Origin of the sequence: Dactylosporangium sp. CS-033363, from assembly GCF_050942475.1 — a bacterium.
GTDB lineage: Bacteria > Actinomycetota > Actinomycetes > Mycobacteriales > Micromonosporaceae > Dactylosporangium.
The window spans coordinates 2,437,860-2,461,773 of the sequence record NZ_CP192032.1 but is presented as its reverse complement, the minus strand read 5'-3'; the positions used below and the strand labels follow the sequence as shown (position 1 = coordinate 2,461,773).

Genomic DNA, 23,914 nt, shown 5'->3' with positions numbered 1-23,914 from the left:
AGGCGAACGCTTCCGGCCTGCTCGATCGCGACCACGTCGAGCGGACCCCGGGCATTCGCCGATTTCCGTGGCAGACTCGAACACATGGCCGAGAAGGAGCTGCGGCCCGCGGTCGAGGTGGTCGACGTCGGCGGGCGCGTGGTGCGCATCGTCGACGGGCACCTGCTCGCGGCCGGTGACGTGGTCGGGCACGACCTGCCGCACCGCGGGATCGAGATCAGGGTCGATGCGGACGGGTACCGGGCCCGCTGGGTCCGCGGCACGTTCAGCGTCTCGTCGTTCGCCAAGGTCTTCGCCGGCGGCGCGGCCGGCGGCGCGCTGTTCCGGCTGCTCGGCCTGCCCGGCGCCGTGCTCGGCACGATCATCGCGGTCGGCCTCGCGCGCAGCGCCCGCCCGGCGCGCCCCGGCGACGTGGACGATCCGGCGGTGACGGTGCGGGAGGACGGTACCGACATCCTGTTGCAGTCTTCCTCGCTGACCGCCCTGGTCCTCGCGATCATGCAGCTCACCGGCGCCGACGGGCCGGTGACGGTCAGCCCGGCGGCGGCGGTGGTCGGCGACCCGGAGGGCGTGCGCCTCGACGACGTCGGCGGGCTCGAGGACGTGGTCGCCCAGTTCCGCGACGTCGCCGTGTCGTTCCGCCACCCGGACGTGATGGCCCGCTGGGGCGCGACCCGGCCGCAGGGCATCCTGCTCTACGGTCCGCCCGGCACCGGCAAGACGATGCTCGCCCAGGCCCTGGCCAACGAGATCGGCGGCGACCTGCGCGAGATCCGCACCCCGGAGATCCTCGACAAGTGGGTCGGCAACTCCGAGAAGAACATCCAGCGCATCTTCACCGAGGCCCGCGGACTGCGCCGCCCGACCGTCCTGCTGTTCGACGAGTTCGACTCCATCATCTCGTACACGGGAGCCGCCTTCGACGCCGCCGGCCAGATGATCAACGCGGTGGCCGGCATCTTCAAGCAGGAGATGAACACGCTCATCGAGGCCAACCCGAACGTCATCGTGGTCGCCACGACGAACTTCCCGGACCGCGTCGACGCCTCGCTGGTCCGCTCGGGCCGCTTCGACCTCAAGCTGCAGGTGGCCGCGCCGGGTCCGCAGGCCCGCGCGGAGATTTTGCGCAAGCTGCTGCGGGGCCTGATCGCCCGGCACGAGACCCCCGGCTTCCGGATGTTCGCCGACGACGTGGACGCGGACGAGCTGGCGGCCGCGGCGACCGGCCTGACCGGCGCCGACCTCAAGGAGGTGCTGCGCCGGGCCCAGCTCGACAAGGCCATGCGCGAGGCCCGCACCGGAATGGCGGACGGCCCCATCACCCAGGCCGAACTGCTGCGGGCATTGGCAGTGCTTCAGGAGGCCTCGAGGTAGTGCAGGACGGCGGCCACCCGGCGGTCGGTGCGGTCGTCGGGGGCCAGCTCCAGTTTCGCGAAGATGCTGCGGATGTGCTTGTGGACCGCGCCCTCGGTGACGAAGAGGCGCTCGGCGATCGCGGTGTTGCCCAGGCCCTCGGCCATCAGGGCGAGGACCTCGCGCTCGCGGGCGCTCAGGCGTTCCAGGCGGGCGTCGGGGCGGCTGCGGCTGAGCAGCTGGGCGACGACGTCCGGGTCGATCGCGGTGCCGCCGGCGGCCACGCGGTGCAGGGCGGTCAGGAACTCCTCGACCCGGCCGACGCGCTCCTTCAGCAGGTACCCCAGCCGCGAGCCGCCGGCCGCGAGCAGGTCGGTGGCGAAGGCCTGCTCGACGTACGCGGAAAGCACCAGCACCGCGAGATCCGGGCGGCGGCGGCGCGCCTCGACCGCGGCCACGATGCCCTCGTCGGTGTGGGTCGGGGGCATCCGGACGTCGACGATCGCGACATCCGGCTCGTGCGCGTCGACGGCGGCGAGGAAGGTCGTCGGGTTGTCCGCGGTGGCGACGACGTCCAGGGACTCGGCCCGCAGCAACATGGCCAGCCCCTCGCGCAGCAGCGCGTCGTCCTCGGCGATCACGATCCGCACGGGATGCTCACTCTCAGAATCGTCGGACCGCCCTGCGGGCTGGTCAGGTCCACGGTGCCGTCGTGGGCCTCGGCGCGCTGGCGGATGCCGGTCAGGCCGGAGCCGCCGTCCGCGGCCGCGCCGCCGCGGCCGTCGTCGGTGACGGTCAGGTGCAGCCGGTTGCCGGTCCGGCGCAGGCGCAGGGTCGCGTGCTCGGCGCCGCTGTGCTTGGCCACGTTGGTGAGGGCCTCGGCGGCGACGAAGTACGCGGTCGCCTCCACCGACGCCGCGCACCGCACCGGCAGCTCGGCGTCCACGTCCACCGGCACCGGGCACGTCGCGGCGAGCGAGCGCAGCGCGTCGGGCAGGCTGCGGTCGGTCAGCACCGGCGGCAGGATCGTGCGCACCACCGCCCGCAGATCGGCCAGCGCCGCCTCGGCCGCGCCCTGGGCCCGCTCCAGGATCTCGTCCGCGCCCGCCGGGTCCCGCGCCACCGCCCGTCGCGCCGCGCCCAGCAGGACATTCACCGCGACGATCCGGTTCTGGGTACCGTCATGCAGCGCCCTCTCGATCCGCCGCAGCTCCGTCGCGTGCGCGTCCAGCGCGGCCGCCCGGGTCGCGGTCAGCTCGGCGACGCGCAGCATGAGGTCGGTGCCGGGCGCGGGCGCGAGCAGCCGCCGCCCGGGCGCCTCCTGCAGCCGGGCCAGCAGCGGCGTCGCGTAGAAGACCAGGACCAGCCAGACCAGCCCGAACGACGACACGACCAGCGCGCCCGCGGTGTCCGTCACGTGCGGGAAGCCGATCGACGACGTCGCATCGGCGGGCGGGAGCAGCCGCCACCACAGCACGAACGACCCGTCCCGCAGCACGTTGATCGGCAGCGCGATGGCGAAGATCCCGACGACCAGGCCCGCGGTCCCGTGGACGGCCGCCCAGGCGAGCTCCCGCCGCAGCGCCGCGTCGGTGATCGCGTCTCGCAACCGTGTCGGGGCCGGCAGGTGCCCGAGCAGCTCGGGCCCGGTGCGCGAGAGTCGATCGCGCTCTCGATCAGAGACGACCCGCAGCATTCGTACCGCGAAAGGCACGATCACCAGCCCCACGCCGATCAGGCACGCGGCGACGGTGGCGACGCAGGTGAGCAGCGCGATGAGCGCGAGCACGGCCGTACCGACGCCGCCGACGAGCCGTTCCAGCGCGTCGAGCGCGATCCGGAGCCGGGCGGGCCTGGAAGCCATGCGCCTGAACGTACCGTGTCCCCCGACAGCCGCGATCGACGGCTATTCGTGCACGAACGGCACGGTCGTGGCCAGCTCCGCGAAGCCGAGGCGCTTGAGGATCGGCCGGCTGTCGTCGCTCGCGTCGACCTGAAGGTAGCGGAACCCGGCCGCGGCGGCCTGCGCGGCCCGGTACGCGACGACGGCCTTGAACACCCCGCGCCCCCGCCAGTCCTCGGCGGTGCCGCCGCCCCAGATGCTGGCGAAGTCGGTACCGCGGTGGAACTCGACCCGCCCCGCGCAGATCGGCCGGTCCCCCGCCATCGCGACGACGGCCTTGACCTCGTCGGGCCGGGCGAGCAAGGTCCGCCCGACGGCGGCGTGATCGCCGCCGAACACCTCGTCGTGGATCCGCACCACGAGCTCGGCCCCCTCGGCGTCGGTCACCGGCACGAGCCGCACCCCGTCGGGCAGCTTCGGCTCGTGCGGCAGCGCTCGCACCTCGGCGACGAGCAGCGCCTCGGGCGGCCCGGGCTCGAAGCCGGCCCTGAGCAGCCGAGCGGGCAGATCCTCGGGCCGGTCGTGCGAGTAGAACTTCCACTCCCACGGCACCCCGGCCTCGGCGAACCGCCTGATCTGCGCCGCGATGACCGCATCGGCATCGAGGTCTTCGAGCCCGGTCCAGGTGATGCCCGTCCACCCGTCGGCGGCCCGCACCACCCTGACCACGCCGGGCTCGCGCTCGACAACGGCGCCGGGCCCCTCCTGCGGCTGCTGCCGAATCTCCCGATCGAACCGCGCGAGGATCTCATTGACGTCCACGGTCCCATTCTGCGCGATCACGACATTTCGGCAATGCCCTTTTCTCAGCCCAGCCCGGTCGGCAGCGGAAGCCCGGGAACCGTCGTCGGGATGATCTGGGTCGGCAGCGGGAGCGGGTTGGTCGGCACGATCTGCGTCGGCAGGCCGGGAATGACCTGGCCACCATCGCCGCCGTTGCCGTTGCCTCCGCCGCCGGTGGTCGCGCCGCCGCCCGGGTTGCCGCCCGGGTTGCCGCCGGCCGTGGTCGCGCCCGCGGTGGGTGCCGCCTCGGTCGGCGCGGTGGTCGGCGTTGGCTGGGCGGTCGCGGGGGCCGAGGACGCCGCCGGCGGGACGGCGGGCGGCAGCTGCGCGCGCAGGTCGGCGATCCGATCGAGCAGCCGCTGCCGGGTGCCGGCGTTGTCGACCTGGTTCGCCTCGGCGGTCGCGGTGTCGAGCAGCCGCCGGGCATCGTCGAACCTCCCGGCGGCGATCGCGTCGGCGGCGTCGGCGATGGCCTGCTCGGCGGCCCGGGCGTGGGCCTGCTCCGGGTAGAGGACCTGCGTCAACGGCCAGAGGGGCCCGTCCGGTCCCGAACGCTCGGCCCCCAGCGCCAGCCCGGCGAGGATCACGATGCCGGCGGCGACCGCGGCAAAGGTCCGCCGCAGCCCGGATCCGGGGCGGCGCTCACCGGAACCGCCGAATCGCCGCCTGCGTGACGTTTCCGGCACGTCGGAAATGTCGGCGACAGGGCCCGCGGCGCGGAGTTCGGGAACGTCGGGCAGCGAGTCGAGCGCCACCGTCGCGGCGTCGTCGTCGAGGGCGAAGGTCGGCAGGTCGGCGGAGAGATCCGCGTGCCAATCGGCGAGCAGGTCGGCCAAGGCGTCGTCGTCCGATGCGCGCTCGCCGTGCGAGAGGGCGTCGAGCAGGACGTCGTCGGCGCGGACCGTGGCCAGGTCGACCGGGGGTTCGGCGCTGCGATCCGGCACGGTGTCACCTCGATCCGTCATGACTCGGCCCTCAGTACCAGCGTAAACGCCCCAGGCGGCAAGGAGGTCACGCGGCCACCTCGCCCAGGGAGTCGCCGGCGAGGGTGCGCAGGCGGGCGAGGGCGCGGGACTGGTACACGCGCACGGCCGCGGCCGACATGCCGACGATCACGCCGACCTCCTCGGCCGAGAGGCCCGCGGCGACCCGCAGGACGACGATCTCGCGTTGTTGCTCCGGCAGCTGGGCCAGCAGGACCGACAGGCGCCTGGCCAGGTCGGTGCGCACGGCCTGCTGCTCCGGGCCCGGGGCCGCGTCCGGGTGCTCGGGCAGGGTGTCGATCGGGGCCGGGCCCGGGTCGCGCACGGCGGCCCGCTGCGCGTCGGCGACCTTGTGCGCCGCGATGGCGTAGACGAAGGCGGTGAAGGGGCGGCCCTGGTCGCGGTACCGGGGAAGGGCCCGCAACAGCGCGAGGCAGACCTCCTGGGCCACGTCGTCCGCGGTGGTGTAGGCGCCGCCGACCCGGCCGAGCTTGGCGCGGCAGTAGCGCACGACGCCCGGCCGCAGCTGCTCCAGCAGTGCCGCCGTGGCCTCGGGCTCGGACCGTACGGCGCGGTCGACGAGCCCCGGATCGAATGTCGCCGTCATCGTCAACGCACCGTAACCGTCCGCGGCCGAGACCACCACCCGGAGAGCGGCCTCTCGAAAAAGACGCACACCGAAAGCGCGAATCGAAAAAAGACGCGACAAGTGTGTTGCGCTTCGAGCGGCGGCCGCGATTGAGCATGCATGGGCGTCGAGGTGCACGTTGAGGGGCTGACGAAGTCGTTCGGCAGCCAACCGGTGTGGTCCGACGTCACGCTGACCCTGCCCGCCGGGGAGATCTCGGTGCTGCTGGGACCGTCCGGCACGGGCAAGTCGGTCTTCCTCAAGACGCTCGTCGGGCTGCTGAAGCCCGACCGCGGCGCGATCGTCATCGGCGAGCACGACCTGACGCGGCTGCGGGAGCGGGAGCTGTACGAGGTGCGCAAGCTCTTCGGCGTGCTGTTCCAGGACGGCGCGCTGTTCGGCTCGATGACCATCTACGACAACGTCGCGTTCCCGCTGCGCGAGCACACCCGCAAGTCCGAGCGCGACGTGCGCGCGATCGTCGCGGAGAAGCTCGACATGGTCGGGCTGACCGGTGCCGAGAACAAGCTGCCCGGCGAGATCTCCGGCGGGATGCGCAAGCGCGCCGGCCTGGCCCGCGCGCTCGTGCTCGACCCGGAGATCGTGCTGTTCGACGAGCCCGACTCGGGGCTGGACCCGGTCCGCACCGCGTACCTCAACCAGCTCATCATCGACCTCAACCAGCAGATCGACGCCACGTTCCTGATCGTCACGCACGACATCAACACCGCGCGGACGGTCCCGGACAACATCGGGCTGATCTACCACGGGCACCTGGCGATGTTCGGCCCGCGCGAGATGCTGCTGTCCAGCACCGAGCCGGTGGTCCGGCAGTTCCTCAACGCGCAGCGGGTCGGCCCGATCGGCATGGCCGAGGAGAAGGACGCCGACGAGCTGCGCGCCGAGGCCGACGCGGGCGCCGAGCCGCCGCCGCTGCCGCCGATCCCGCTGCAACTGCCGCCCACCGACGGCCGGCCGCGGCGCGCCGAACGCCCGCCGGGACAGTGGTGCGCCGCAAACGGCGTGCGCCCTCCGCAAGGGTCGTTCCAGCCATGAGGGCCGTCGGACTGTTCTTCGCCTTCGCGCTCGACGCGCTGCGCGGGCTGCTGCGCCGGCCGTGGCAGGTGCGCGAGTTCGTGCAGCAGGCCTGGTTCGTCAGCTCGGTGTCGATCCTGCCGGCGGCGCTGGTCTCGGTGCCGTTCGGCGCGGTCATCGCGCTGCAGCTCGGGTCGCTGGTCCGCCAGCTCGGGGCGCAGTCGTTCACCGGGGCGGCGTCGGTGCTCGCGGTCGTGCGCGAGGCCGGGCCGATCGTCACCGCGCTCATCATCGCGGGCGCCGGCGGCTCGGCCATCTGCGCCGACCTCGGGGCCCGGAAGATCCGCGAGGAGCTCGACGCGATGCAGGTGCTGGGCATCGACCCGCTGCACCGGCTGGTCGCGCCCCGGATCGCGGCCACGATGCTGGTCGCGGTGCTGCTCAACGGGCTGGTCAGCGTCGTCGGCGTCGCGGGCGGCTACTTCTTCAACGTGGTGCTGCAGCACGGTACGCCGGGCGCGTACCTGGCCAGCTTCCAGGCCCTCGGGCAACTCCCGGACCTCGTCGTCGGCGAGCTCAAGGCGCTGATCTTCGGGGCGGTGGCCGCGCTCGTGGCCTCGTACAAGGGGATGACCGCGAAGGGCGGGCCGAAGGGCGTCGGGGACGCGGTGAACCACAGCGTCGTCATCACGTTCATGCTGCTGTTCGCGCTCAACTTCGTGATCACGGCCGTGTACTTCCAGATCGTGCCGCAGAAGGGGAGCTGACATGGCCGTCATGCAACGGCTCGATGATCTGGGCGGGCAGCTGCACTTCTATCTGCGGGCCTTCGCCTGGGTACCGCGCACGATCAGACGGTACAAACGCGAGGTCTTCCGGCTCTTGGCGGAGGTCAGCTTCGGCGGCGGCGTGCTCGCGGTCGCCGGGGGCACGGTGGGCGTGATCTGCTGCATGACGTTCTTCACCGGCACCGAGGTCGGCCTGCAGGGCTACCAGGCGCTGGATCAGATCGGCAGCAGCGCGTTCACCGGGTTCGTCTCCGCGTACTTCAACACCCGCGAAATCGCCCCGCTGGTCGCCGCGCTGGCGCTGTCGGCCACCGTGGGCTGCGGGTTCACGGCCCGGCTGGGCGCGATGCGGATCTCCGAGGAGGTCGACGCGCTCGAGGTGATGGCCGTGCCGTCGCTGCCGTTCCTGGTCACCACGCGCATGGTCGCCGGGCTGATCGCGGTGATGCCGCTCTATGCGGTCGGGCTGCTGTCCAGCTACGTCGCCACCCGGACCATGGCGATTTACTACTTCGGTCAGTCGGCCGGCACGTACGACTACTACTTCCACCTGTTCCTGCCGCCGGCCGACGTGCTCTGGTCGTTCGCCAAGGTGCTCGTGTTCAGCGTGATCGTGGTGCTGGTGCACTGCTGGTACGGGTACACCGCGAGCGGCGGGCCGGCCGGTGTCGGGGTCGCGGTCGGGCGCGCGGTGCGGCTGGCGATCGTCGCGGTGAACGTCGTCGACTTCTTCCTGTCGCTGGCCATCTGGGGCGCGACCACCACGGTTCGGATCGCCGGATGAGACGGCTCGCCGGCCATCTGGGGCGCGACCACCACGGTTCGGATCGCCGGATGAGACGGCTGCTCGGAGTTGCCTTCATCGTGCTGTTGAGCGGTGCGCTGGGATTGGCCGTGTTGCAGTACAACAAGGTCTTCACGCCGGTGACCCGGGTGACGCTGACGACCGCGCACACCGGGTTGCAGCTCAGTCCCGGCGCCGAGGTGAAGTACGCCGGCGTCGTGGTCGGCGAGGTCCGCACCGTGCGCAGCGACGGCTCGGCCGCCCGGCTGGGCCTGGCGCTCGACCCGGCCCTGGCCCGGCAGATCCCGGCCTCGGCCAGCGCGCGGCTGCTGCCCAAGACGCTGTTCGGCGAGCGGTACGTGGCGCTCGCCGGCGGCAGCGGCCGGGCGATCCGCGACGGCGACACGATCGGCCAGGACCGCAGTTCGAGTGCACTCGAACTCGAACGCGTGCTGGACGACGCCCTGCCGCTGCTGCAGGCCATCCAGCCGGACAAGCTCGCGGCGACGCTCGGCGCGCTGGCCACGGCGCTGGAGGGCAAGGGCGACGAGCTCGGCCGGAACCTGGTCACGCTGGACGACTACCTGGCGGCGCTGAACGAGGACATGCCCCTGATCGCCGAGGACGTCCGGCGGCTGGCGGCGGTGCTGGACGTGTACGACGGCGCCCTGCCGGACCTGCTCAACCTACTGCGCGACGCCTCGGTCACCGCGGACACCGTCGCGTCGCAGCGCGACCAGCTCGCCGCGTTCTGGACGGACACCACGGCGGCGGCGGACCGCACCACGACGTTCCTGCGCCAGCACGGCGACCAGCTCATCACCGTCGGCGACGTGAGCCGGCCGGTGCTGGAGCTGCTGGCCGCGTACGCGCCGGAGTACCCGTGCCTGATGCAGGGCCTGGTCGCCCTCCAGCCGCGGGTCGAGCAGGTCTTCACCGGCGGGCGGATGCACATCACGCTGGAGATCACGCGGGACAACGGGAAGTACGTGGCCGGCGACGAGCCCGTCTACGGCGCGAAGAACGGCCCGGAGTGCCGCGGCCTGCCCAGTCCGGGCGTCCCCGCGCCGGGCGTGCCGATCAACGACGGCTACGACTACGGCGCCGCCCGCCCGGGCCCGGCCAAGCTCCCGGTCGGCACGATCCCGGCCACGGCGAGCACCCCGCCGACGGCCGAGGCGGGCACGCAGGACGAGCGCAAGCTGCTGGAACCGCTGATCGGCGGGGCGATGGGCATCCCGCCGGTCGAGGTGCCGGACATCGCCGTGCTGCTGTGGGGACCGCTGCTGCGCGGAGCGGTGGTGAACGCGAAATGACCCGGGACCTGATCAAGCTGTCGGTGTTCGCGGCGGTGACGGTGCTGCTCACGGCCCTGCTGGCGCAGACGCTCGGCGCGTTCTCCGGCGGCGGCACGCAGTACCGGGCGCGCTTCACCGACGTGACCGGCCTGCTCGCCGGCGACGACGTGCGCATCGCGGGCGTGAAGGTCGGCGAGGTCCGCGACATCCGGGTGGCCGACAACCGCGTGGCCGAGATCGCGTTCACGGTCGCCGACGAGATCCCGCTGAGCACGAGCGTCAGGGCGACGATTCGGTACCGCAACCTCGTCGGCCAGCGCTACATCGCCCTCACCGAGGGTCCGGGCGGCGGCCAGACCCTGCGCTCGGGCGCGACGATCCCGCAGTCGCAGACCACCCCGGCACTGGACCTCACGGTGCTGTTCAACGGCTTCCGGCCGCTGTTCACCGCCCTGACCCCGCAGGCCGTCAACCAGCTGGCGTTCGAGATCATCCAGGTCCTGCAGGGCGAGGGCGGCACGGTCGCGAGCCTGTTGCGCAGCACGGCCTCGCTGACCACGACCCTCGCGGACCGCGACGCCGTGATCGGCCGCGTGGTGACCAACCTCAACGCGGTCCTGACCACCCTGGACGACCACCGCGACGACCTGGACACGGTGATCGCCCGGCTGCAGGACTTCGTGTCCGGCCTGGCCGCCGACCGCGAGGCCATCGGTCAGGCGCTCGTCAACGCCTCGGCCCTGACCGGCGCGACGGCGAGCCTGTTGCAGGACGCCCGCCCGTCGCTGCAGGCCGACATCGGGGAGCTGGGCACGCTGTCGACCACGCTGAACGACAACGCCGCGGTGCTCGACAAGACGCTGCAGGGCCTGCCGCAGCGGTACGCGGACCTGACCCGGGTCGCCTCGTACGGCTCGTGGTTCAACTTCTACCTCTGCGACTTCGACGGCCGGGTGACGCTGGCCGGGCAGAAGCTCAACCCGGTGACCTTCACGTCGACGGCCGCCCGCTGCAGCTCGGGAGGCGCACAGTGAAGCCGCTCCGCGAGCGCCGGCCCGGGCTCATCGGCGCGATCGGCCTCGGTGTCGTCGCCGCGCTGGTGCTCGGCGCGTTCAAGATCGACGCCCTCGCCGGGCTGACCGCGCCCAGCTACCGGGCCGCCTTCCGGGACGCCAGCGGGCTCGCCCCCGGCAACGAGGTCCGGGTGGCCGGGGTCCGGGTCGGGAAGGTCACCGGCGTCGGGCTGGCCCGCGGCGGCAGCGGCCCCTATGTGCGGGTCACGTTCCGGGTCGAGGACGACGACGTCCGGCTCGGCGGCGCCACCCGCGCCACCATCCGCATCAAGACCGTGCTCGGGCAGAAGTACCTGGCGCTCGAACCCGCCGGCGCCTCGAAACTGCCGGAGGACGGTGAGATTCCGCTCGACCGGACCGCGGCGCCGTTCGACGTGGTGCAGGCCGTCACCGGGCTGGCCGACACCCTCGACCACATCGACAGCGCCCAGCTCGCGGACGCGTTCACCACGCTCGCGCAGGCGTTCGCCGACACGCCCGGCAGCGTGCAGGCCTCGCTCGACGGGCTCTCGCGGCTGTCCAAGTCGGTCAGCGACCGCGACGCCGAGCTGCGGGCCCTGCTGACCCGGGCGCACGAGGTCACCGGCGTGCTCGCCGCGCGGGACGAGGAGTTCCGCAAGCTCGTCGCCGACGGGGACGCGCTGCTCACCGAGGTCAGCAAGCGCCGGGACGCCATCCACGACCTGCTCGTCGGGACCAACGCGCTCGCCACCCAGCTGTCCGGGGTCGTCGCCGACAACAAGGAACAGCTGAAACCCGCCCTGGAGCAGCTGCGCGGGGTGGTCGGCATCCTGCAGCGCAACCGGGACAACCTCGACCTGACGCTGCAGCGGATGGGCCCGTTCGTGGCCGCGTTCGCCAACGTCACCGGCAACGGGCGCTGGTTCGACTCGTACCTCGCCGGACTCCTCCAGCCCTACCTGCCCGCGACGGGAGGGAAGTGACATGCGCGGCAAACGGTTTCTGGCATTTGCCGTCGCGGCGCTCGTCGGCGTCGGCGTCGCGCTCGTGGTCGCCTTCACGGGGCATCCGCAGCGGCATCTCGTCGCCCACTTCACCCGGACCGTCGGCATCCACGCCGGCTCCTCGGTGCGGGTGCTCGGGGTCCGGATCGGCGAGGTGAAGAAGGTGACGCCGCAGGGGCGGACCGTCAGGGTCGAGATGTCCTACGACGCCGAGTGGCCCATCCCGGCCGGCGCGCAGGCCCTGATCATCCCGCCCAGCGTGGTCAGCGACCGGTACGTCCAGCTCACCCCCGCCTACACCGCCGGCCCGAGCCTCGCCGACCACGCCGACCTGCCTGTCGAGCGGACCGCGGTGCCGCTGGAGATCGACGACATCTACCAGGCGCTCGACGACTTCAACCGGGCGCTGGGTCCGGACGGGGCCAACTCGGACGGGGCGCTCAAGCAGCTGGTCCAGGCGGGCCAGGCGAACCTGCAGGGCAACGGCGACAACCTGCACGCCACCATCGCGGGGCTGGACAAGGCGCTGACCACGGTGGCCGACGGGCGGGAGGACCTGTTCGGCACGCTGGTCAACCTGCAGCAGTTCACCACCGCGCTGGCGCAGAGCGACGCCGCGGTACGGGCGTTCAACCAGCGCCTGGCCGAGGTCGCGGGGCAGCTCTCGGGCGAGCGGGACGACCTCGCGGCCGCGCTGCGGGCCCTGGCCACGGCGCTGTCGAGCGTGACCGGGTTCATCCGGGACAACAAGGCGGCGCTGGTGTCCAATGTGGACGCGCTGGCCGACGTGACCGGAATCCTGGCCAAGCAGCAGAAGGCGATCATCCAGATCCTGGACCTCGCCCCGCTGGCGCTGTCGAACCTCAACCTCGCGTACAACCCGCGCTCCGGCACCTTGGACACCCGCGACGACGCGCTCGGGCCGTATGACCTGGCCACCTACGTCTGCTCCGTGATCAACGACAACCTCGGCGGCGCCGAGCTGCCCAAGGAGTGCCAGGCCCTCGGCGGGCTGCTGCCGCCGGTCCCACCCACGCAGGAGGCGAAGGCGCCCGCCCTGCCCAGCGTGCCCGAGGTGACGCGGGACCTGACCCTCGGCGGCATCCTGCGGGGTGTGTCATGAGGAAAACCCTGACCGCCGCGGCCGCCGGCGCCTGCCTCCTCGCCGGCGGCTGCGGCTTCGACCTCCCGGGCGGGGCGCCGTCCGGGCCCGGGTACACCGTCACCGCCGAGTTCGCCGACGTGCTCGACCTCGTGCCGCAGGCCGCTGTGAAGGTCAACGACGTGACCGTGGGCAGCGTCGAGCGGATCTCGCTGGACGGGTGGACGGCCCGGGTGCGGCTTCGAGTCGACTCGAAGGTGAGCCTGCCCGGCAACGCGACGGCGGCCGTGCGGCAGACGAGCCTGCTCGGCGAGAAGTACGTGGCCCTGGAGGCGCCGGCGACCGAGGCGCCGCAGGGGAAACTCGGCGACGGTTCGGTCGTGCCGCTGAGCCGGACCCGGCGCGCCGCCGAGGTCGAGGAGGTGCTGGCCGCGCTCGGCATGCTGCTCAACGGCGGCGGGCTCGCCCAGCTCAAGACCATCAACGAGGAGCTGGCCACCGCGTTCCAGGGCCGCGAACCGGCCGCCAAGGACGCGCTGCACCAGCTCGACGCGTTCGTCGGCGGGCTCGACGCGCAGAAGGCCGACATCGTGCGCGCCCTGGACGCGCTGGACCGGCTCACCACGAGTCTCTCCAGGCAACGGGACGTCATCGGTACCGCCCTGTCCTCCCTCGCCCCCGGCCTGACCGTCCTCGCCGAGCAGCGCGAGCAGCTCACCGCCACCCTCACCGCCCTCGGCGACCTGGGCGAGGTCGGCACCCACGTCATCGAGGCGAGCCGCGACGACACCCTCGCCTCGCTCAGGGCCCTCCAGCCGATCCTGCAGCAGTTGGTACGCGCCGGCGACGCCCTCCCCGGCTCGCTCGACTTCCTGCTGTCGTTCCCGTTCCCGCCCAACATCAGCGGCGCGATCGTCGGCGACTACGTGAACCTGGGCGCGACGGCCGACATCGACGCGACCACCATCCTGTCGAACCTGCTGGTCCAGACCGCCCCGCCGGCCGCCCAGGCGCAGACCCAGGCGCCGGCGGGCAAGCCGGCCGGGTCGTCCTCGGGCCAGCCGCCGAAGAGCGGCAGCAAGCCGCCCGCGAGCACGCCGCCGCCGATCATCGGGGTGCTGCCGCTGGGCTGCCTGCCGGTCGGGGGCCTGCTGCCGCCGGGGTGGGTGCCGCCGAAGGGGTGCGAGCTGCCCAAGGACTGCAAGCTGCTGCCGCCGGGCACCAAGCCGCCGGCGGGGAGCCTGCTGCCGCCCGGCGGGGTCGTGCCGCCCGGGACCGTGTTCCCGCCCGGCACGCTCCTGCCGCCGGGTACCGCCCTCTCCCCCGCCTGCCTGCTCCCGCCCGTGACCGGCGCGACCAGCGGCCAGCAGGGCGGCCTCGACGACGTCCTCGGAGGGGGTCTGCTGCCATGATTCCCCGCTCCGCGAAGCTGCAGGTGCTGGCGTTCCTCGTGGTCGGGCTGGTCGGGCTCGCCTACGTCGGGCTGGAGTACGTCGGGCTCGGCGACCGCCTGCTCGGCCGCGGCACCACCGTCTACGCCGAGCTGGCCCAGGCGGGCGGGCTGTTCGCCAACGCGCCGGTGACGTACCGGGGCGTGCCCGTGGGCCGCGTCGAGTCCGTCACGCTCCACAATGGAGGGGCGCGGGCCCGGCTGCACCTCGACGACGGCGTGCTCGTCCCGGCCGGCACCAAGGCCGTGGTCGGGCAGCGCTCGGCGGTCGGCGAGCAGTTCCTGGACCTGCGGCCGGACGGGGACGGCGGGCCGTACCTGCGCGACGGGGCGGTCATCCCCCGCGAGCGCACCGGCATCCCGCTCGCCCCGGAGACGCTGCTGGCCAACCTCGACGCGCTCGTGCAGTCGGTCGACCCGCACGCGCTCAGCGTCGTCATCGACGAGCTCGGCACCGCGTTCGAGGGCAACGAGCAGGCGCTGCGGCGCATCCTCGACGCGAGCCAGGCGATCCTCGACGCCGCCACGCAGGCCCTGCCGCAGACGCGGACGCTGCTCGCCGACGGGCGTACCGTCCTGCAGACCCAGCAGGACTCGGCCGCGGCGATCCGGCAGTGGGCGGCGGGGCTGGCCCAGGTCGCCGCGACGCTGCGCTCCTCCGACGCCGACCTGCGCCGGATCATCACCGACGCCCCGCCGGCCGCGCGCGAGCTGGTCTCGCTGCTCGACGGCCTCGACCCGTCGATCGGCCCGCTGCTGGGCAACCTGATCGCGGTGAACGGGGTCGCCGCGCGGCGGCTGCCGGGCATCGAGCAGATCCTCGTCGTCTACCCCCTCGCGGTGGCCGGCGGCTTCACGGTCATCCCCGGCGACGGCACGGCCCACTTCGGGCTGGTGGTCAACGTGGACGACCCGCCGCCGTGCAAGTACGCGGGCTCGACCCGGTGCAGCGCCGCCGACCAGGCCAAGGGGTCGAGCGTCCGCGGCACCAACAACGCGCCGCGGCCCGGCTCCTCGGGCGACCCGGCCCCGCCGTCGTACGACCCGGCCACTGGCACCGTCCTCGCCGCCGACGGCAATCCGCTGCTGTTCGGCAGCACCGGCGGGCAGTACGCGCTCGCCGGCGACCAGTCCTGGAAACAACTCCTGCTCGCCGGCCTCGCGCCGTGAGCCGCGTCCTTGGAGGTTCCCGTGTCCGCATCCGATGAGCGCGGCCTGCGCCTCGTCCCGGGCGGCGCCGGCTCGCAGCCCGAAGCCGGCGGACGGCCGGAGCTGCTGGCGGTAGTTCCCGGCGGCGCCGGCTCGCCGTCCGAGTCCAGCGGCCCGGAGCGCCTGGAACGGCTCGCGCCGCGCAGCGTCCGGCGGCGGGCCGCCACCCGCCGTCAGGCTCCTCCCCCCAAGCGCCGCGACACCATCGCGAGCGTCCTGTCGCACCTGGACGAGGAACCCGCCGTGCTCGCCGCCACCGACGCCGAATCCGACGCGCCGGAACGGGCGGCCGAGAAGAACGCGACCGCCGGGAAGCACCGGACCGGCGCGAAGGACGACGCCGGCGCGAAGGACACGGCTGCCGCGAACGACGAGGGCGGCGGGTCGAAGCGAGCCGACGCCAAGTCGTCCACGGTGGACACAGACATTGCTCTCGACGAGGTCGACGCCGGGAAGCGTCCTCGTCGGCGAACGGCGCCGCACCGACGGGGTCCCGCCCGCTCGGTGCGGCGCCGGGAGCCGGGCCCCGACGACAAGCGCCGCCGCCTGTCCCGCCCCTCGCTCGGCACCGCGCTCACGATGGTCCTCGCCTGCGCGGCGGTCGCGGTGGCGGTGGTGTCGGGGCTCAGGTGGTACGACATCCGGGCCTTGGAAAGCGCGCACCAAGCGGCGCTGGCGGCGGCCCGGCAGACCACGGTGGACTTCGTCTCGGTGAGCGCCGGCAGCGTCGATCGGGACCTGCAGCGCATCACCGCCGGCGCGACGGGCGACTTCCGCGACGAGTTCACCCGCGGCCAGGCCCAGGTCCGGGCGGCGGTGGTGGAGAACAATGTGGACTCGAAGGGCACCGTGCTGCGGGCCGCGCTGGTCTCCGGCGACCGCGACTCGGCCGTGGTGCTCGTGGCGATCGACGCGACCGTGCGCAACAGCAAGGCCCCCGACGGCCGGGCGTCGCACTACCGCATCCAGGTCGACCTGTCCCGCGACCGCGACTCGGGCCGCTGGCTCGTGTCCAAGCTGCAGTTCGTCGGCTGAGGGAGAGCAAAACCATGAAACGCCTGTGGTTGTACGGCCTGATCCTCGCGGCCCTCGCCCTGTCCGGCGCGGGCTGGTACTTCACCGACCAGCACCACCGGCGCGATGTCGCGGTGCGTCAGTCCACTGTGGCCGCGAACGCCGCCGCGCAGGCCATCTTCTCCTACGACTACCGCAGCTTCGACGCGAGCGTGGCCAACGGCAGGAACTTCGCGACCGGCGGCTTCGCGGACGAGTACGCGCAGACGACGGGCGCGCTCAAGGCGAACGCGGTGGCCGAGCAGGCGATCGTGCGCGCCTCGGTCTCGGCCACCGGCGTGGTGAGCGCGTCACCGTCGCAAGTGGAGCTGCTGGTGTACGTGGACCAGTACCGGCGCAACGCCAACATCACGGGCGAGAAGGTCGACCAGAACCGGGTGGTGCTCACCATGGTCCCGGTCGGCGGGGCGTGGAAGGTGTCCCACGCCCTCGCCGTGTGAACCGTCAGACCCGATGGGCCCCGGCGCGCCGGGACAGCAGCGGCACCAGGCTGAGCACCAGCCCGAGCACCGCCACGCCGGTCACCAGGTTGATGCCCGGGTGGAACTGGCTGAAGTCGTCCCGCGAGGCCGGGCTGGCCGCCGCGACCAGGGCCGTCACCAGCGCCAGGACCAGCGCCGCGCCGACCTGGCCCGAGGTCTGCACCAGCCCGGAGGCCAGGCCCTGCTCGGCGTCCGCGATGCCGTCGGTCGCCTGGGCCATGATGGAGCTGAAGCCGAACGCGAAGCCCCCGCCCAGCAGCAGCATGGTCGGCAGCGTGGTCACCGCGTAGTGCGGCGTGCTGCCGGCGGTGAGCAGGAACCAGCCGTACCCGAGGCTCATCGAGAGCATCGAGCCGGCGATGAGGGGCGCGGTGCCGTACCGGGTGATGAGCCGCCCGACGAACGGCGAGCCGAACGCGACCAGCAGCCCGGCCGGCAGCAGCGCCAGGGCCATCCGCAGCGGCGACCAGTGCCGCACGTCCTGCAGGTACAGCGTCATCATGAACTGGAAGCTCAGGTAGGAGCCGAACAGCGCCACCATGCTCAGGTTCGCGCGCACGATGGAGCCGACGCGCAGGATGCCGAGCCGGATCAGCGGGTGCGGCACGCGGCGCTCGAGGACCAGGAACGCGGCCAGCAGCAGCACCGCGGCGCCGGCGAGCCCGAGGGTCACCGGGTCGAGCCAGCCGCGGTCCGGCGCGGACACGACGGTGTACACCGACAGCAGCATGCCGCCCACGAGCGTCGCCGCGCCGGCCAGGTCGTGCCCGCCCTCCGCCGCGGGCCGGTCGCGCGGGATCAGGGCGATGCCGAACAGCAGCGCCGCGACCGCGAGCGGCACCGGGATCAGGAACGTCCAGCGCCAGCCGACGCTGGTGAGCAGGCCGCCGAGGATGAGGCCGGAGGAGTACCCGCTGGCGCCGAAGACCGAGAACACCGACAGCGCGCGGTTGCGGGCCGGGCCCTCCGGGAAGGTGGTGGTGAGGATGGACAGGGCGGTCGGCGCGGTGAACGCGGCGGCGAGGCCCTTCACGAAGCGGGTGGCGATCAGCAGGCCGCCGTCGTCGACGAGCCCGCCGACCAGGCTCGCGACGGCGAAGACGCCGAGCGCGACGAGGAAGACGCGGCGCCGCCCCAGCAGGTCGGCGGTGCGGCCGCCGAGCAGGAGCAGCCCGCCGTACCCGAGGACGTAGCCGTTGACGATCCACTGCAGCGAGGTCGTGGACAGGCCGAGCTCGGCCCCGATCGACGGCAGCGCGACGCCGACCATCGAGACGTCGAGCCCGTCGAGGAACAGCACGGCGCACAGCACCGGAAGCACTCCCCACAGCCGCCGCGACGCGCTCCGGTCCTGATCGACTTGGGTCAAGGTCATGGTCACGAGAGTGGACACTAGATGCATGCGCAAACAATGTCCAAGCACTAGTTGCCCGTGCATTTAATGCAGATGCACTCGAAGCGCCGGAGGAGTAGGATGCCGCGCATGAGGTCCGAGGTAGCCCTGATCGAGCGGTGGCGCTCCCTGCTGACCAGCTACAACGAGCTCGCCGGACACCTGGAGCGGGCCCTGTCGGACGAGCACGGCCTGACCCTGAGCGAATTCGAGATCCTCGATCGCCTGGTCGCCCAGGACTGTGAGAAGCGACGCATGCAGGACCTGGCCGCCGACATGTACCTGAGCCAGAGCGCCCTGTCCCGCGCCGTCGCCCGCCTGGAGAAGACCGGCCTGGTGGCGCGCGCCCTGTGCGACTCCGACCGGCGCGGCGTGTTCGTCAACCTGACCGAGGAGGGGCTGGCCCGGCACACCGCCGCCCGCCGCACCCACCTCGCGATCCTGGCCGAGCACCTCCAGCCCGCCTGATGCCGCCGGCGCTCGGCCTGGGCCTGGCCGCCGTGGGCCGCCCGGGCTACATCACCACGGGCCGCGACCGGGACCTGCCCGCCGAGCGCACGGTCGAGGCGCTGCGGGCCCGGGCCCACGAGCTGCTGGACGCGGCGTACGCGGCCGGCATCCGCTACGTCGACGTGGCCCGCTCGTACGGCCGCGCCGAGGAGTTCCTGGCCGCCTGGCTGCCGGGCCACGACGACGTGCGGGTCGGCTCGAAGTGGGGCTACACCTACACCGCCGGCTGGCGCGTCGACGCCCCGGTGCACGAGACCAAGGACCACTCCCCCGCCACGTTCGAGCGCCAGCTCGCCGAGTCGCGCGCGCTGCTGGGGGGCCGGCTCGGGCTGTACCAGATCCATTCGGTGACCCCGGACAGCCCGGCCCTCACCGACCGCACGCTGCACCGGCTGCTGGCCGGCTCGGGGCTGACGATCGGCCTGTCGGTGAGCGGCCCCGGCCAGGCCGACGCGATCCGCGCCGCGCTGCGCGTCGAGGTGGACGGCGCGCCGCTGTTCCGCTCGGTCCAGGCGACCTGGAACCCCCTGGAGCCGTCGGCCGGGCCGGCACTGGCCGAGGCCCACGCGGACGGCCGCCGCGTCATCGTCAAGGAGGCCCTGGCCAACGGTCGCCTGGCCGCCCGCGACGCCGACGCCCTGGCCACGGCCCTCGCCCAGCCGTTCGCCGATGTCGTACTGTCCGGCGCCGCCACGGTCGCGCAGCTCACGAGCAACCTGCGCGCCCTGACCACGGCGCCGGACCTCGCGATCGAGCCCGAGGCGCCGGACGCCTACTGGGGTACGAGATCCGCGTTGCCCTGGACCTGAGGCCGCTCAGCGGTGGGCCGGGACGTCCAAGCCGGCCGCGCCCAGGACCTCGTCGGCCTCGACCTCCTCGACCGTGAAGGTGGCCGGGCGCGGGCGGGGCAGGGCCCAGGCGACGACGACCGCGGCCAGCACGGCCAGCGCCGCCCCCACCGCGAAGATGGTCACGAACTGCGCCTCGCGCGGCAGCGGCACCGGGCCCGGGATCGGGTTGCGGGTGACCATGGTGACCACGAAGGCGGTGCCCAGGGACATGCCGACCGAGCGGGCGATCGAGTTCACGCTGTTGGCGATGCCCGTCTCGGCCGGTTCGACGTTGGCGATGAGCAGGGCCGGCAGCGCCGCATAGCCGAAGGTGACGGCCGAGTTGACCGCCAGCGCGCCGACGATGACCTGCCAGGTGGCCGTGTGCAGCAGCGCCAGCATCGCGAAGCCCGCACCGGCCAGGACGGCCGCGATGACCAGGGTGGCCTTGGCGCCGAAGCGGGCCACGAGCCGGCCGCCGAGCGGGGCGGTGATCACGCCGCCGGCGGTGCCGGGGAGCAGGTAGACGAGGCTGGCCGCCAGGACCGAGGCGCCGAAGCCGTAGCCGGCCACCGCGGGCGGGGTCTGGACCAGGGCCGAGGTGGCCAGGAAGACGGCGAACATCGAGAAGCCCAGGAACAGGCCGGCCGCGTTGGCCACCACGATCGGGCGGTGGCGCAGCATCCGCGGGCTGACCAGCGGGTGGGCGGCCCGGCGCTCGAAGAGCACGAACGCGGCGAGCACGACGACCGCGGCCGCGAGCGAGCCGATGACGCGGAACGAGCCCCAGCCCCAGCCGTTGCCCTCCTCCAGCGGCAGGATCAGCAGCACCAGGCCCAGGCCGAGCAGGACGGCGCCGGTCCAGTCGAGGCGGCCGGTGGCGGCGCCCGCGCGGCGGGGCAGCAGCCAGACGCCGGCCAGGCCGACCGCGGTGAGCGCGGTGGAGAGCCAGAACAGCTGGTGGTAGTCGCCGCCGTGGCGCATGAGCAGGCCGGTGACGACGAGGCCGAAGCCGGCGCCGACCGAGAGCATGCCGCTGACCACGGCCATCGCGCCGGTCAGCCGCTGCGGCGGGAGCTCCTCCCGGAGCATGCCGATGGCCAGCGGGAACAGGCCGAAGCTGGCCGCCTGCGCGACCCGGCCGGCCAGCAGCAGGGGCAGGCTGGAGGTGGTGGCGGCGAGCACCGAGCCGAGCAGCACCACGGCCAGCACGCCGAGCATCACGGGGCGGCGGCCGTAGAGGTCGCCGAGCCGGCCGAGCATCGGGGTGAGGACCGCGGCGGCGAGCAGGTTGGCGGTCACCACCCAGCTGGCCGAGCTGGCCGAGACGCCCAGGTGCCGCTGGATGTCGGCGACGACCGGGACGACCAGGGTCTGCAGCGCCGAGACGAGCAGCACCACGTAGCAGGCGACGGGCAGGGCGAGACGCGTTCTGAGGCTCACGCAACCGAACCTAGACGCGCCGCCGACCATTTTCAACGCGGTGTCGAAAATAAACGATGAGACGTCGGGTACAGTCGACGCCGTGCCAGCCACCAGAAGCCGACGGGCCCCCACCAAGGGCGATCAGCGCGAGCAGGCGCTGATCGACGCCGCCCGGGACGTCTTCCGGGACAAGTCGATCAGCCAGGTGACGATCGACGACCTGGCGGGCGCGGCCGGCATCGCGCGGTCCGGCTTCTACTTCTACTTCGAGTCCAAGCAGGCCCTGCTCGCCGCGCTGGTCGACCAGCGGCTGGCCGAGGCCGACCAGGAGATGGCCGAGTGGCTCGCCTCCGACGGGCTCGACCGGGCGGCGCTGCGGCGGGGACTGGCCGCGGGGCTGGCGCGGTGGAAGGTCGACGGGCGCTGGCTGCGCGAGGCGTTCATCACGCCCGACCCCGGCCCGGAGGTGATGCACGTGCGCGACCGCCTGATCGACGACGGCTGCACCGCGTTCAGCAAGCGCATCGAGCGGGACGCGCGCGCCGGGGGTACCGTCGGCGGCCCGCCCGACCTGCTCGCCAAGCTCGTCGTCCACCTGCGCAGCATCACGTTCGCCGAGGTGTACGCGAACCCCGGCGCCCGCGACGAGGACGAACTGCTCGACACGCTCACCGACGCCATCCTGCGGCTGGTCTACGGCACGACCCCCGGCGCCGTCAGACCCTGACCCGCCCGCGCCGGCCCGCCAGCACCACGCCCGCCGCCACCGCCGCGCAGGCGAGCGCGCCCAGCGCCAGCTCCAGCGGGCGGTGGACGATCCACTGTGGAATGTCCCGCTGCGGTACGGCCACGGCGCCCACGAACGCGCCCAGCAGCCCCAGGTACGAGCCCGTCATGAACCGTCGATGGGTCTCGATCCGCCCGGTCAGCGCCGCCCACAGCGCGATGCTCAGCGTCACGAACGTGAACGCCGAGAGCCCGTGGATCCAGCTGAAGTGCCCCGGGTTCAGGGCCTGGATGAGGAACGAACTGACGATCGTGAAGTACATCGCGCCGACCCACACGCGGCCGGCCACCTTGTGCACCCGGTCGCCCCGGGTGCGGCGCAGCAGGTTGTAGGCCCCGAGCAGCAGCGAGACGGTCGCGGCCGCGGCGTGGAGCGGAATAACAACGTTATCGCTCATAACACTGTTATAGTCGCTGACCGTGGCCCAGGTCAACAGCGAGCTCACCGGGCGGCTGGTCGACGCCGCGGCGCGCATCCTCGTCGAGGAGGGCCCCGGCGGGCTGTCCCTGCGCAAGGTGGCGGCGGCCGCGGGGGTCTCGACGATGCCCGTCTACACCCTCTTCGGCGACAAGCAGGGCCTGCTCGACGCGATGCACCGGGAGGGGTTCCGGCGGCTGGGCGAGGCGCTCGCCGCCGGTCCGCGCACCGGCGACCCGCTCGTCGACCTGATCGGGCTCGGCATGGCCTACCGCGAGGCCGCCCTGAACAGCCCGCATCTGTACGGCCTGATGTTCACCGGCGGCTTCGGGCACACGGAGGCCGCGGACGCCACCTACCGGCCCCTCGTCGAAGGGGTGGCCCGCTGCCAGGCCGAGGGCGTGTTCACCGGCGACGACCCGGAACCCGTGGCGCTGCACCTGTGGGCCCTCGCGCACGGCATGGTGAGCCTGGAGCTGGCCGGGAAGGTCGGCGGCGAGCACTACGCCGAGCAGCTGGGCTACGCGGGGGTGCCCTTCCTGCGCCGGTAGTACGAGTGCACGGCCTCCTGGCCGGTGTAGTTCGGGCCCGCGCTGTCGTCGGCGCCCAGGTACTCGTAGGGCAGGTCGACGTCCCCGCGGTCGTCGCGCCCGATCCGCCGGCGGCGCCCGTCGTAGCTGAAGCCCGCGTCGCGCAGGTCCGCCGCGAGGCGGCGACCGGCGGGGGTGCCGTCGGCCAGCCGTACCTCGGCCAGATCCAGGTCGGCGACGAACCGCCCGCCGCCGGTCAGCCAGCTCGCCGCCCGGGTCAGCAGGCCGAGCTTGTCGCCGACGTAGTGCAGGCCGTGCACGCTGGTGATGAGGTCGTAGCGGCGCTGCGGCACCCAGGCGAGCACGGGCGCCGCGGTCAGCCGCAGCCACGGCACGCCGGGCGCGGGGACGAAGGCGTCGACGAGATCGACGCCCTCGACCAGCACCCGGCCGGCCACGCCCTGCGCGTCGATCCGGCGCGCGGCCTCGACCAGCGCCCGGCCGGAGCCGCAGCACAGGTCGAGCCACGCGACGGTGTCGGGCGCGCCGGTCACGCGGGCCAGGGCCGTGATCACCTCGACCGGGTTGAAGCCGAGCTCGCGCTCGTAGCTGTTGACGCCGTCGAGGCCGCGTTCGCGGTTCATCGCGGAGTTCGCCACCACTGCCGATCCGGCGAGGGCGTCGTCGTCGAGCAGAGGCACGGCGACATGATCGCAGCTATCGCCGGTGGCGGGAACCCCCATGATCGTCTCCGCCGCGGTCGTCGCGGCCGTGACCGCCCCTTCCGTGGTCGTCGCCGGCCTCGTGCGTGCGGAGTCCGCCATGGTCATCCACGGTGGGGCTGACCGTCGGCGGCGCGCTGACCTCGGCCGACGCGGTCTCGTGGGGAGTCGGGTCGTCGTCCACGGAACGGGACGGGTTGTCATCAGAAGTGGCACGTTCGCTGACCACTACCTGGGACGGCACCGTGGGATCCGAGGACGCGGCCAGCGCCGTGCCGCCGAGGGCCAGGGCCACGGCGGTCGTCGCGCCGATGAGGATGAGTCTGCGCATGGGAGTACACCTTCCTGATCGCTCTGTTGCCTGTGCGACCAACCCTCCCGGGACCTTCG

General features: G+C 73.2%; 26 protein-coding genes. 16 read left to right on the top strand and 10 right to left on the bottom strand.

The genetic code is table 11. The features are described from left to right. Positions 1-84 precede the first annotated feature (84 nt). Positions 85-1,374 (top strand): ATP-binding protein, encoded by a 1,290-nt coding sequence (locus ACQPZ4_RS11360; protein ID WP_433058721.1) that lies wholly within the window; start codon positions 85-87, stop codon positions 1,372-1,374. Here the strand turns inward: ACQPZ4_RS11360 and ACQPZ4_RS11355 are convergent. The 5 genes from ACQPZ4_RS11355 to shbA form a co-directional block, all read right to left on the bottom strand. Next, complete coding sequence (locus tag ACQPZ4_RS11355; RefSeq protein ID WP_433058718.1) at positions 1,356-2,003, bottom strand: response regulator transcription factor; 648 nt, start codon at positions 2,001-2,003, stop codon at positions 1,356-1,358. The genes ACQPZ4_RS11360 and ACQPZ4_RS11355 overlap by 19 nt on opposite strands. Then, complete coding sequence (locus ACQPZ4_RS11350) at positions 1,991-3,217, bottom strand: sensor histidine kinase (RefSeq protein ID WP_433058715.1); 1,227 nt, start codon at positions 3,215-3,217, stop codon at positions 1,991-1,993. Before ACQPZ4_RS11350 ends, ACQPZ4_RS11355 begins: the two co-directional genes overlap by 13 nt. Before the next feature lie 42 nt (positions 3,218-3,259). Next, on the bottom strand, positions 3,260-4,018 hold the full coding sequence (locus ACQPZ4_RS11345; RefSeq protein WP_433058712.1) for a GNAT family N-acetyltransferase: 759 nt from the start codon (positions 4,016-4,018) through the stop codon (positions 3,260-3,262). Between the two features lie 44 nt (positions 4,019-4,062). Continuing rightward, positions 4,063-4,983: a hypothetical protein gene (locus tag ACQPZ4_RS11340; protein ID WP_433058710.1), complete on the bottom strand. Its 921-nt coding sequence runs from the start codon at positions 4,981-4,983 to the stop codon at positions 4,063-4,065. A gap of 67 nt (positions 4,984-5,050) precedes the next feature. Continuing rightward, positions 5,051-5,629 (bottom strand): RNA polymerase sigma factor ShbA, encoded by a 579-nt coding sequence (gene shbA, locus ACQPZ4_RS11335; RefSeq protein WP_433058707.1) that lies wholly within the window; start codon positions 5,627-5,629, stop codon positions 5,051-5,053. A 141-nt stretch (positions 5,630-5,770) separates the two neighbouring features. Here shbA and ACQPZ4_RS11330 point away from each other — a divergent pair, with 141 nt between their 5' ends. Genes ACQPZ4_RS11330 through ACQPZ4_RS11280 form a run of 11 tightly spaced genes read left to right on the top strand, consistent with a single transcriptional unit; the run spans position 5,771 to position 16,868 of the window. After that, positions 5,771-6,706, top strand: coding sequence for an ABC transporter ATP-binding protein (locus tag ACQPZ4_RS11330; RefSeq protein ID WP_433058705.1), 936 nt, complete (start codon positions 5,771-5,773; stop codon positions 6,704-6,706). Then, positions 6,703-7,452 (top strand): MlaE family ABC transporter permease, encoded by a 750-nt coding sequence (locus ACQPZ4_RS11325; RefSeq protein ID WP_433058702.1) that lies wholly within the window; start codon positions 6,703-6,705, stop codon positions 7,450-7,452. Before ACQPZ4_RS11330 ends, ACQPZ4_RS11325 begins: the two co-directional genes overlap by 4 nt. A 1-nt stretch (position 7,453) precedes the next feature. After that, the gene (locus ACQPZ4_RS11320) at positions 7,454-8,257 is read left to right on the top strand and encodes an MlaE family ABC transporter permease (protein ID WP_433058699.1); all 804 of its coding nucleotides are present in this window, start codon (positions 7,454-7,456) and stop codon (positions 8,255-8,257) included. 50 nt (positions 8,258-8,307) lie between these two features. Then, positions 8,308-9,573: an MCE family protein gene (locus ACQPZ4_RS11315; protein WP_433058696.1), complete on the top strand. Its 1,266-nt coding sequence runs from the start codon at positions 8,308-8,310 to the stop codon at positions 9,571-9,573. After that, the gene (locus ACQPZ4_RS11310) at positions 9,570-10,589 is read left to right on the top strand and encodes an MCE family protein (RefSeq protein WP_433058693.1); all 1,020 of its coding nucleotides are present in this window, start codon (positions 9,570-9,572) and stop codon (positions 10,587-10,589) included. The genes ACQPZ4_RS11315 and ACQPZ4_RS11310 overlap by 4 nt, the downstream gene beginning before the upstream one ends. Then, positions 10,586-11,572: an MCE family protein gene (locus ACQPZ4_RS11305; protein ID WP_433058691.1), complete on the top strand. Its 987-nt coding sequence runs from the start codon at positions 10,586-10,588 to the stop codon at positions 11,570-11,572. Before ACQPZ4_RS11310 ends, ACQPZ4_RS11305 begins: the two co-directional genes overlap by 4 nt. Position 11,573: 1 nt before the next feature. Then, positions 11,574-12,716 carry an MCE family protein gene (locus ACQPZ4_RS11300; RefSeq protein WP_433058688.1) on the top strand — a complete coding sequence of 381 codons (1,143 nt, stop codon included), beginning with the start codon at positions 11,574-11,576 and terminating at the stop codon, positions 12,714-12,716. Then, positions 12,713-14,107: an MCE family protein gene (locus ACQPZ4_RS11295; RefSeq protein ID WP_433058686.1), complete on the top strand. Its 1,395-nt coding sequence runs from the start codon at positions 12,713-12,715 to the stop codon at positions 14,105-14,107. The genes ACQPZ4_RS11300 and ACQPZ4_RS11295 overlap by 4 nt, the downstream gene beginning before the upstream one ends. After that, positions 14,104-15,315 carry an MCE family protein gene (locus ACQPZ4_RS11290; RefSeq protein WP_433058683.1) on the top strand — a complete coding sequence of 404 codons (1,212 nt, stop codon included), beginning with the start codon at positions 14,104-14,106 and terminating at the stop codon, positions 15,313-15,315. The genes ACQPZ4_RS11295 and ACQPZ4_RS11290 overlap by 4 nt, the downstream gene beginning before the upstream one ends. A 21-nt stretch (positions 15,316-15,336) precedes the next feature. Beyond that, complete coding sequence (locus ACQPZ4_RS11285; protein ID WP_433058681.1) at positions 15,337-16,389, top strand: hypothetical protein; 1,053 nt, start codon at positions 15,337-15,339, stop codon at positions 16,387-16,389. A gap of 14 nt (positions 16,390-16,403) precedes the next feature. Next, the gene (locus ACQPZ4_RS11280) at positions 16,404-16,868 is read left to right on the top strand and encodes a hypothetical protein (protein ID WP_433058678.1); all 465 of its coding nucleotides are present in this window, start codon (positions 16,404-16,406) and stop codon (positions 16,866-16,868) included. Positions 16,869-16,872: 4 nt separating this feature from the next. On the opposite strand, the gene ACQPZ4_RS11275 is transcribed toward ACQPZ4_RS11280, so the two are convergent. Next, positions 16,873-18,285: an MFS transporter gene (locus tag ACQPZ4_RS11275; protein ID WP_433058676.1), complete on the bottom strand. Its 1,413-nt coding sequence runs from the start codon at positions 18,283-18,285 to the stop codon at positions 16,873-16,875. 108 nt (positions 18,286-18,393) lie between these two features. On the opposite strand from ACQPZ4_RS11275, the gene ACQPZ4_RS11270 reads away from it, so the two are divergent. Both ACQPZ4_RS11270 and ACQPZ4_RS11265 read left to right on the top strand, forming a co-directional pair. After that, on the top strand, positions 18,394-18,771 hold the full coding sequence (locus ACQPZ4_RS11270; RefSeq protein WP_433058675.1) for a MarR family winged helix-turn-helix transcriptional regulator: 378 nt from the start codon (positions 18,394-18,396) through the stop codon (positions 18,769-18,771). Continuing rightward, a complete protein-coding gene (locus ACQPZ4_RS11265) occupies positions 18,771-19,622 on the top strand; it encodes an aldo/keto reductase (RefSeq protein WP_433058673.1) in 852 nt (283 codons plus the stop codon). Before ACQPZ4_RS11270 ends, ACQPZ4_RS11265 begins: the two co-directional genes overlap by 1 nt. A gap of 6 nt (positions 19,623-19,628) precedes the next feature. Here ACQPZ4_RS11265 and ACQPZ4_RS11260 read toward each other — a convergent pair whose 3' ends face one another. Further along, a complete protein-coding gene (locus tag ACQPZ4_RS11260; protein WP_433058670.1) occupies positions 19,629-21,086 on the bottom strand; it encodes an MFS transporter in 1,458 nt (485 codons plus the stop codon). 82 nt (positions 21,087-21,168) lie between these two features. Here ACQPZ4_RS11260 and ACQPZ4_RS11255 point away from each other — a divergent pair, with 82 nt between their 5' ends. Continuing rightward, positions 21,169-21,795, top strand: a complete 627-nt coding sequence (locus ACQPZ4_RS11255; protein ID WP_433058667.1) for a TetR/AcrR family transcriptional regulator — start codon at positions 21,169-21,171, stop codon at positions 21,793-21,795. Here ACQPZ4_RS11255 and ACQPZ4_RS11250 read toward each other — a convergent pair. Continuing rightward, a complete protein-coding gene (locus ACQPZ4_RS11250; RefSeq protein WP_433058664.1) occupies positions 21,785-22,252 on the bottom strand; it encodes a DUF2306 domain-containing protein in 468 nt (155 codons plus the stop codon). The two genes, ACQPZ4_RS11255 and ACQPZ4_RS11250, sit on opposite strands and share 11 nt — an antisense overlap. 22 nt (positions 22,253-22,274) lie before the next feature. Between ACQPZ4_RS11250 and ACQPZ4_RS11245 the strand changes: the two genes are divergently transcribed. After that, positions 22,275-22,823 carry a TetR/AcrR family transcriptional regulator gene (locus tag ACQPZ4_RS11245; RefSeq protein WP_433058661.1) on the top strand — a complete coding sequence of 183 codons (549 nt, stop codon included), beginning with the start codon at positions 22,275-22,277 and terminating at the stop codon, positions 22,821-22,823. Here the strand turns inward: ACQPZ4_RS11245 and ACQPZ4_RS11240 are convergent. Beyond that, positions 22,793-23,503, bottom strand: coding sequence for a class I SAM-dependent methyltransferase (locus tag ACQPZ4_RS11240; RefSeq protein ID WP_433058659.1), 711 nt, complete (start codon positions 23,501-23,503; stop codon positions 22,793-22,795). The two genes, ACQPZ4_RS11245 and ACQPZ4_RS11240, sit on opposite strands and share 31 nt — an antisense overlap. Positions 23,504-23,519: 16 nt before the next feature. Then, positions 23,520-23,855 carry a hypothetical protein gene (locus ACQPZ4_RS11235; protein ID WP_433058657.1) on the bottom strand — a complete coding sequence of 112 codons (336 nt, stop codon included), beginning with the start codon at positions 23,853-23,855 and terminating at the stop codon, positions 23,520-23,522. Positions 23,856-23,914: the final 59 nt, after the last annotated feature.

Coding starts and splice junctions, on each gene's coding strand:
- ACQPZ4_RS11360 (WP_433058721.1), top strand. CDS start 85: ATGGCCGAGAAGGAGCTGCGGCCCGCGGTCGAGGTGGTCGACGTCGGC.
- ACQPZ4_RS11350 (WP_433058715.1), bottom strand. CDS start 3,217: ATGGCTTCCAGGCCCGCCCGGCTCCGGATCGCGCTCGACGCGCTGGAA.
- shbA (WP_433058707.1), bottom strand. CDS start 5,629: ATGACGGCGACATTCGATCCGGGGCTCGTCGACCGCGCCGTACGGTCC.
- ACQPZ4_RS11330 (WP_433058705.1), top strand. CDS start 5,771: ATGGGCGTCGAGGTGCACGTTGAGGGGCTGACGAAGTCGTTCGGCAGC.
- ACQPZ4_RS11325 (WP_433058702.1), top strand. CDS start 6,703: ATGAGGGCCGTCGGACTGTTCTTCGCCTTCGCGCTCGACGCGCTGCGC.
- ACQPZ4_RS11320 (WP_433058699.1), top strand. CDS start 7,454: ATGGCCGTCATGCAACGGCTCGATGATCTGGGCGGGCAGCTGCACTTC.
- ACQPZ4_RS11315 (WP_433058696.1), top strand. CDS start 8,308: ATGAGACGGCTGCTCGGAGTTGCCTTCATCGTGCTGTTGAGCGGTGCG.
- ACQPZ4_RS11310 (WP_433058693.1), top strand. CDS start 9,570: ATGACCCGGGACCTGATCAAGCTGTCGGTGTTCGCGGCGGTGACGGTG.
- ACQPZ4_RS11300 (WP_433058688.1), top strand. CDS start 11,574: ATGCGCGGCAAACGGTTTCTGGCATTTGCCGTCGCGGCGCTCGTCGGC.
- ACQPZ4_RS11295 (WP_433058686.1), top strand. CDS start 12,713: ATGAGGAAAACCCTGACCGCCGCGGCCGCCGGCGCCTGCCTCCTCGCC.
- ACQPZ4_RS11290 (WP_433058683.1), top strand. CDS start 14,104: ATGATTCCCCGCTCCGCGAAGCTGCAGGTGCTGGCGTTCCTCGTGGTC.
- ACQPZ4_RS11280 (WP_433058678.1), top strand. CDS start 16,404: ATGAAACGCCTGTGGTTGTACGGCCTGATCCTCGCGGCCCTCGCCCTG.
- ACQPZ4_RS11275 (WP_433058676.1), bottom strand. CDS start 18,285: ATGACCTTGACCCAAGTCGATCAGGACCGGAGCGCGTCGCGGCGGCTG.
- ACQPZ4_RS11270 (WP_433058675.1), top strand. CDS start 18,394: ATGAGGTCCGAGGTAGCCCTGATCGAGCGGTGGCGCTCCCTGCTGACC.
- ACQPZ4_RS11265 (WP_433058673.1), top strand. CDS start 18,771: ATGCCGCCGGCGCTCGGCCTGGGCCTGGCCGCCGTGGGCCGCCCGGGC.
- ACQPZ4_RS11250 (WP_433058664.1), bottom strand. CDS start 22,252: ATGAGCGATAACGTTGTTATTCCGCTCCACGCCGCGGCCGCGACCGTC.
- ACQPZ4_RS11235 (WP_433058657.1), bottom strand. CDS start 23,855: ATGCGCAGACTCATCCTCATCGGCGCGACGACCGCCGTGGCCCTGGCC.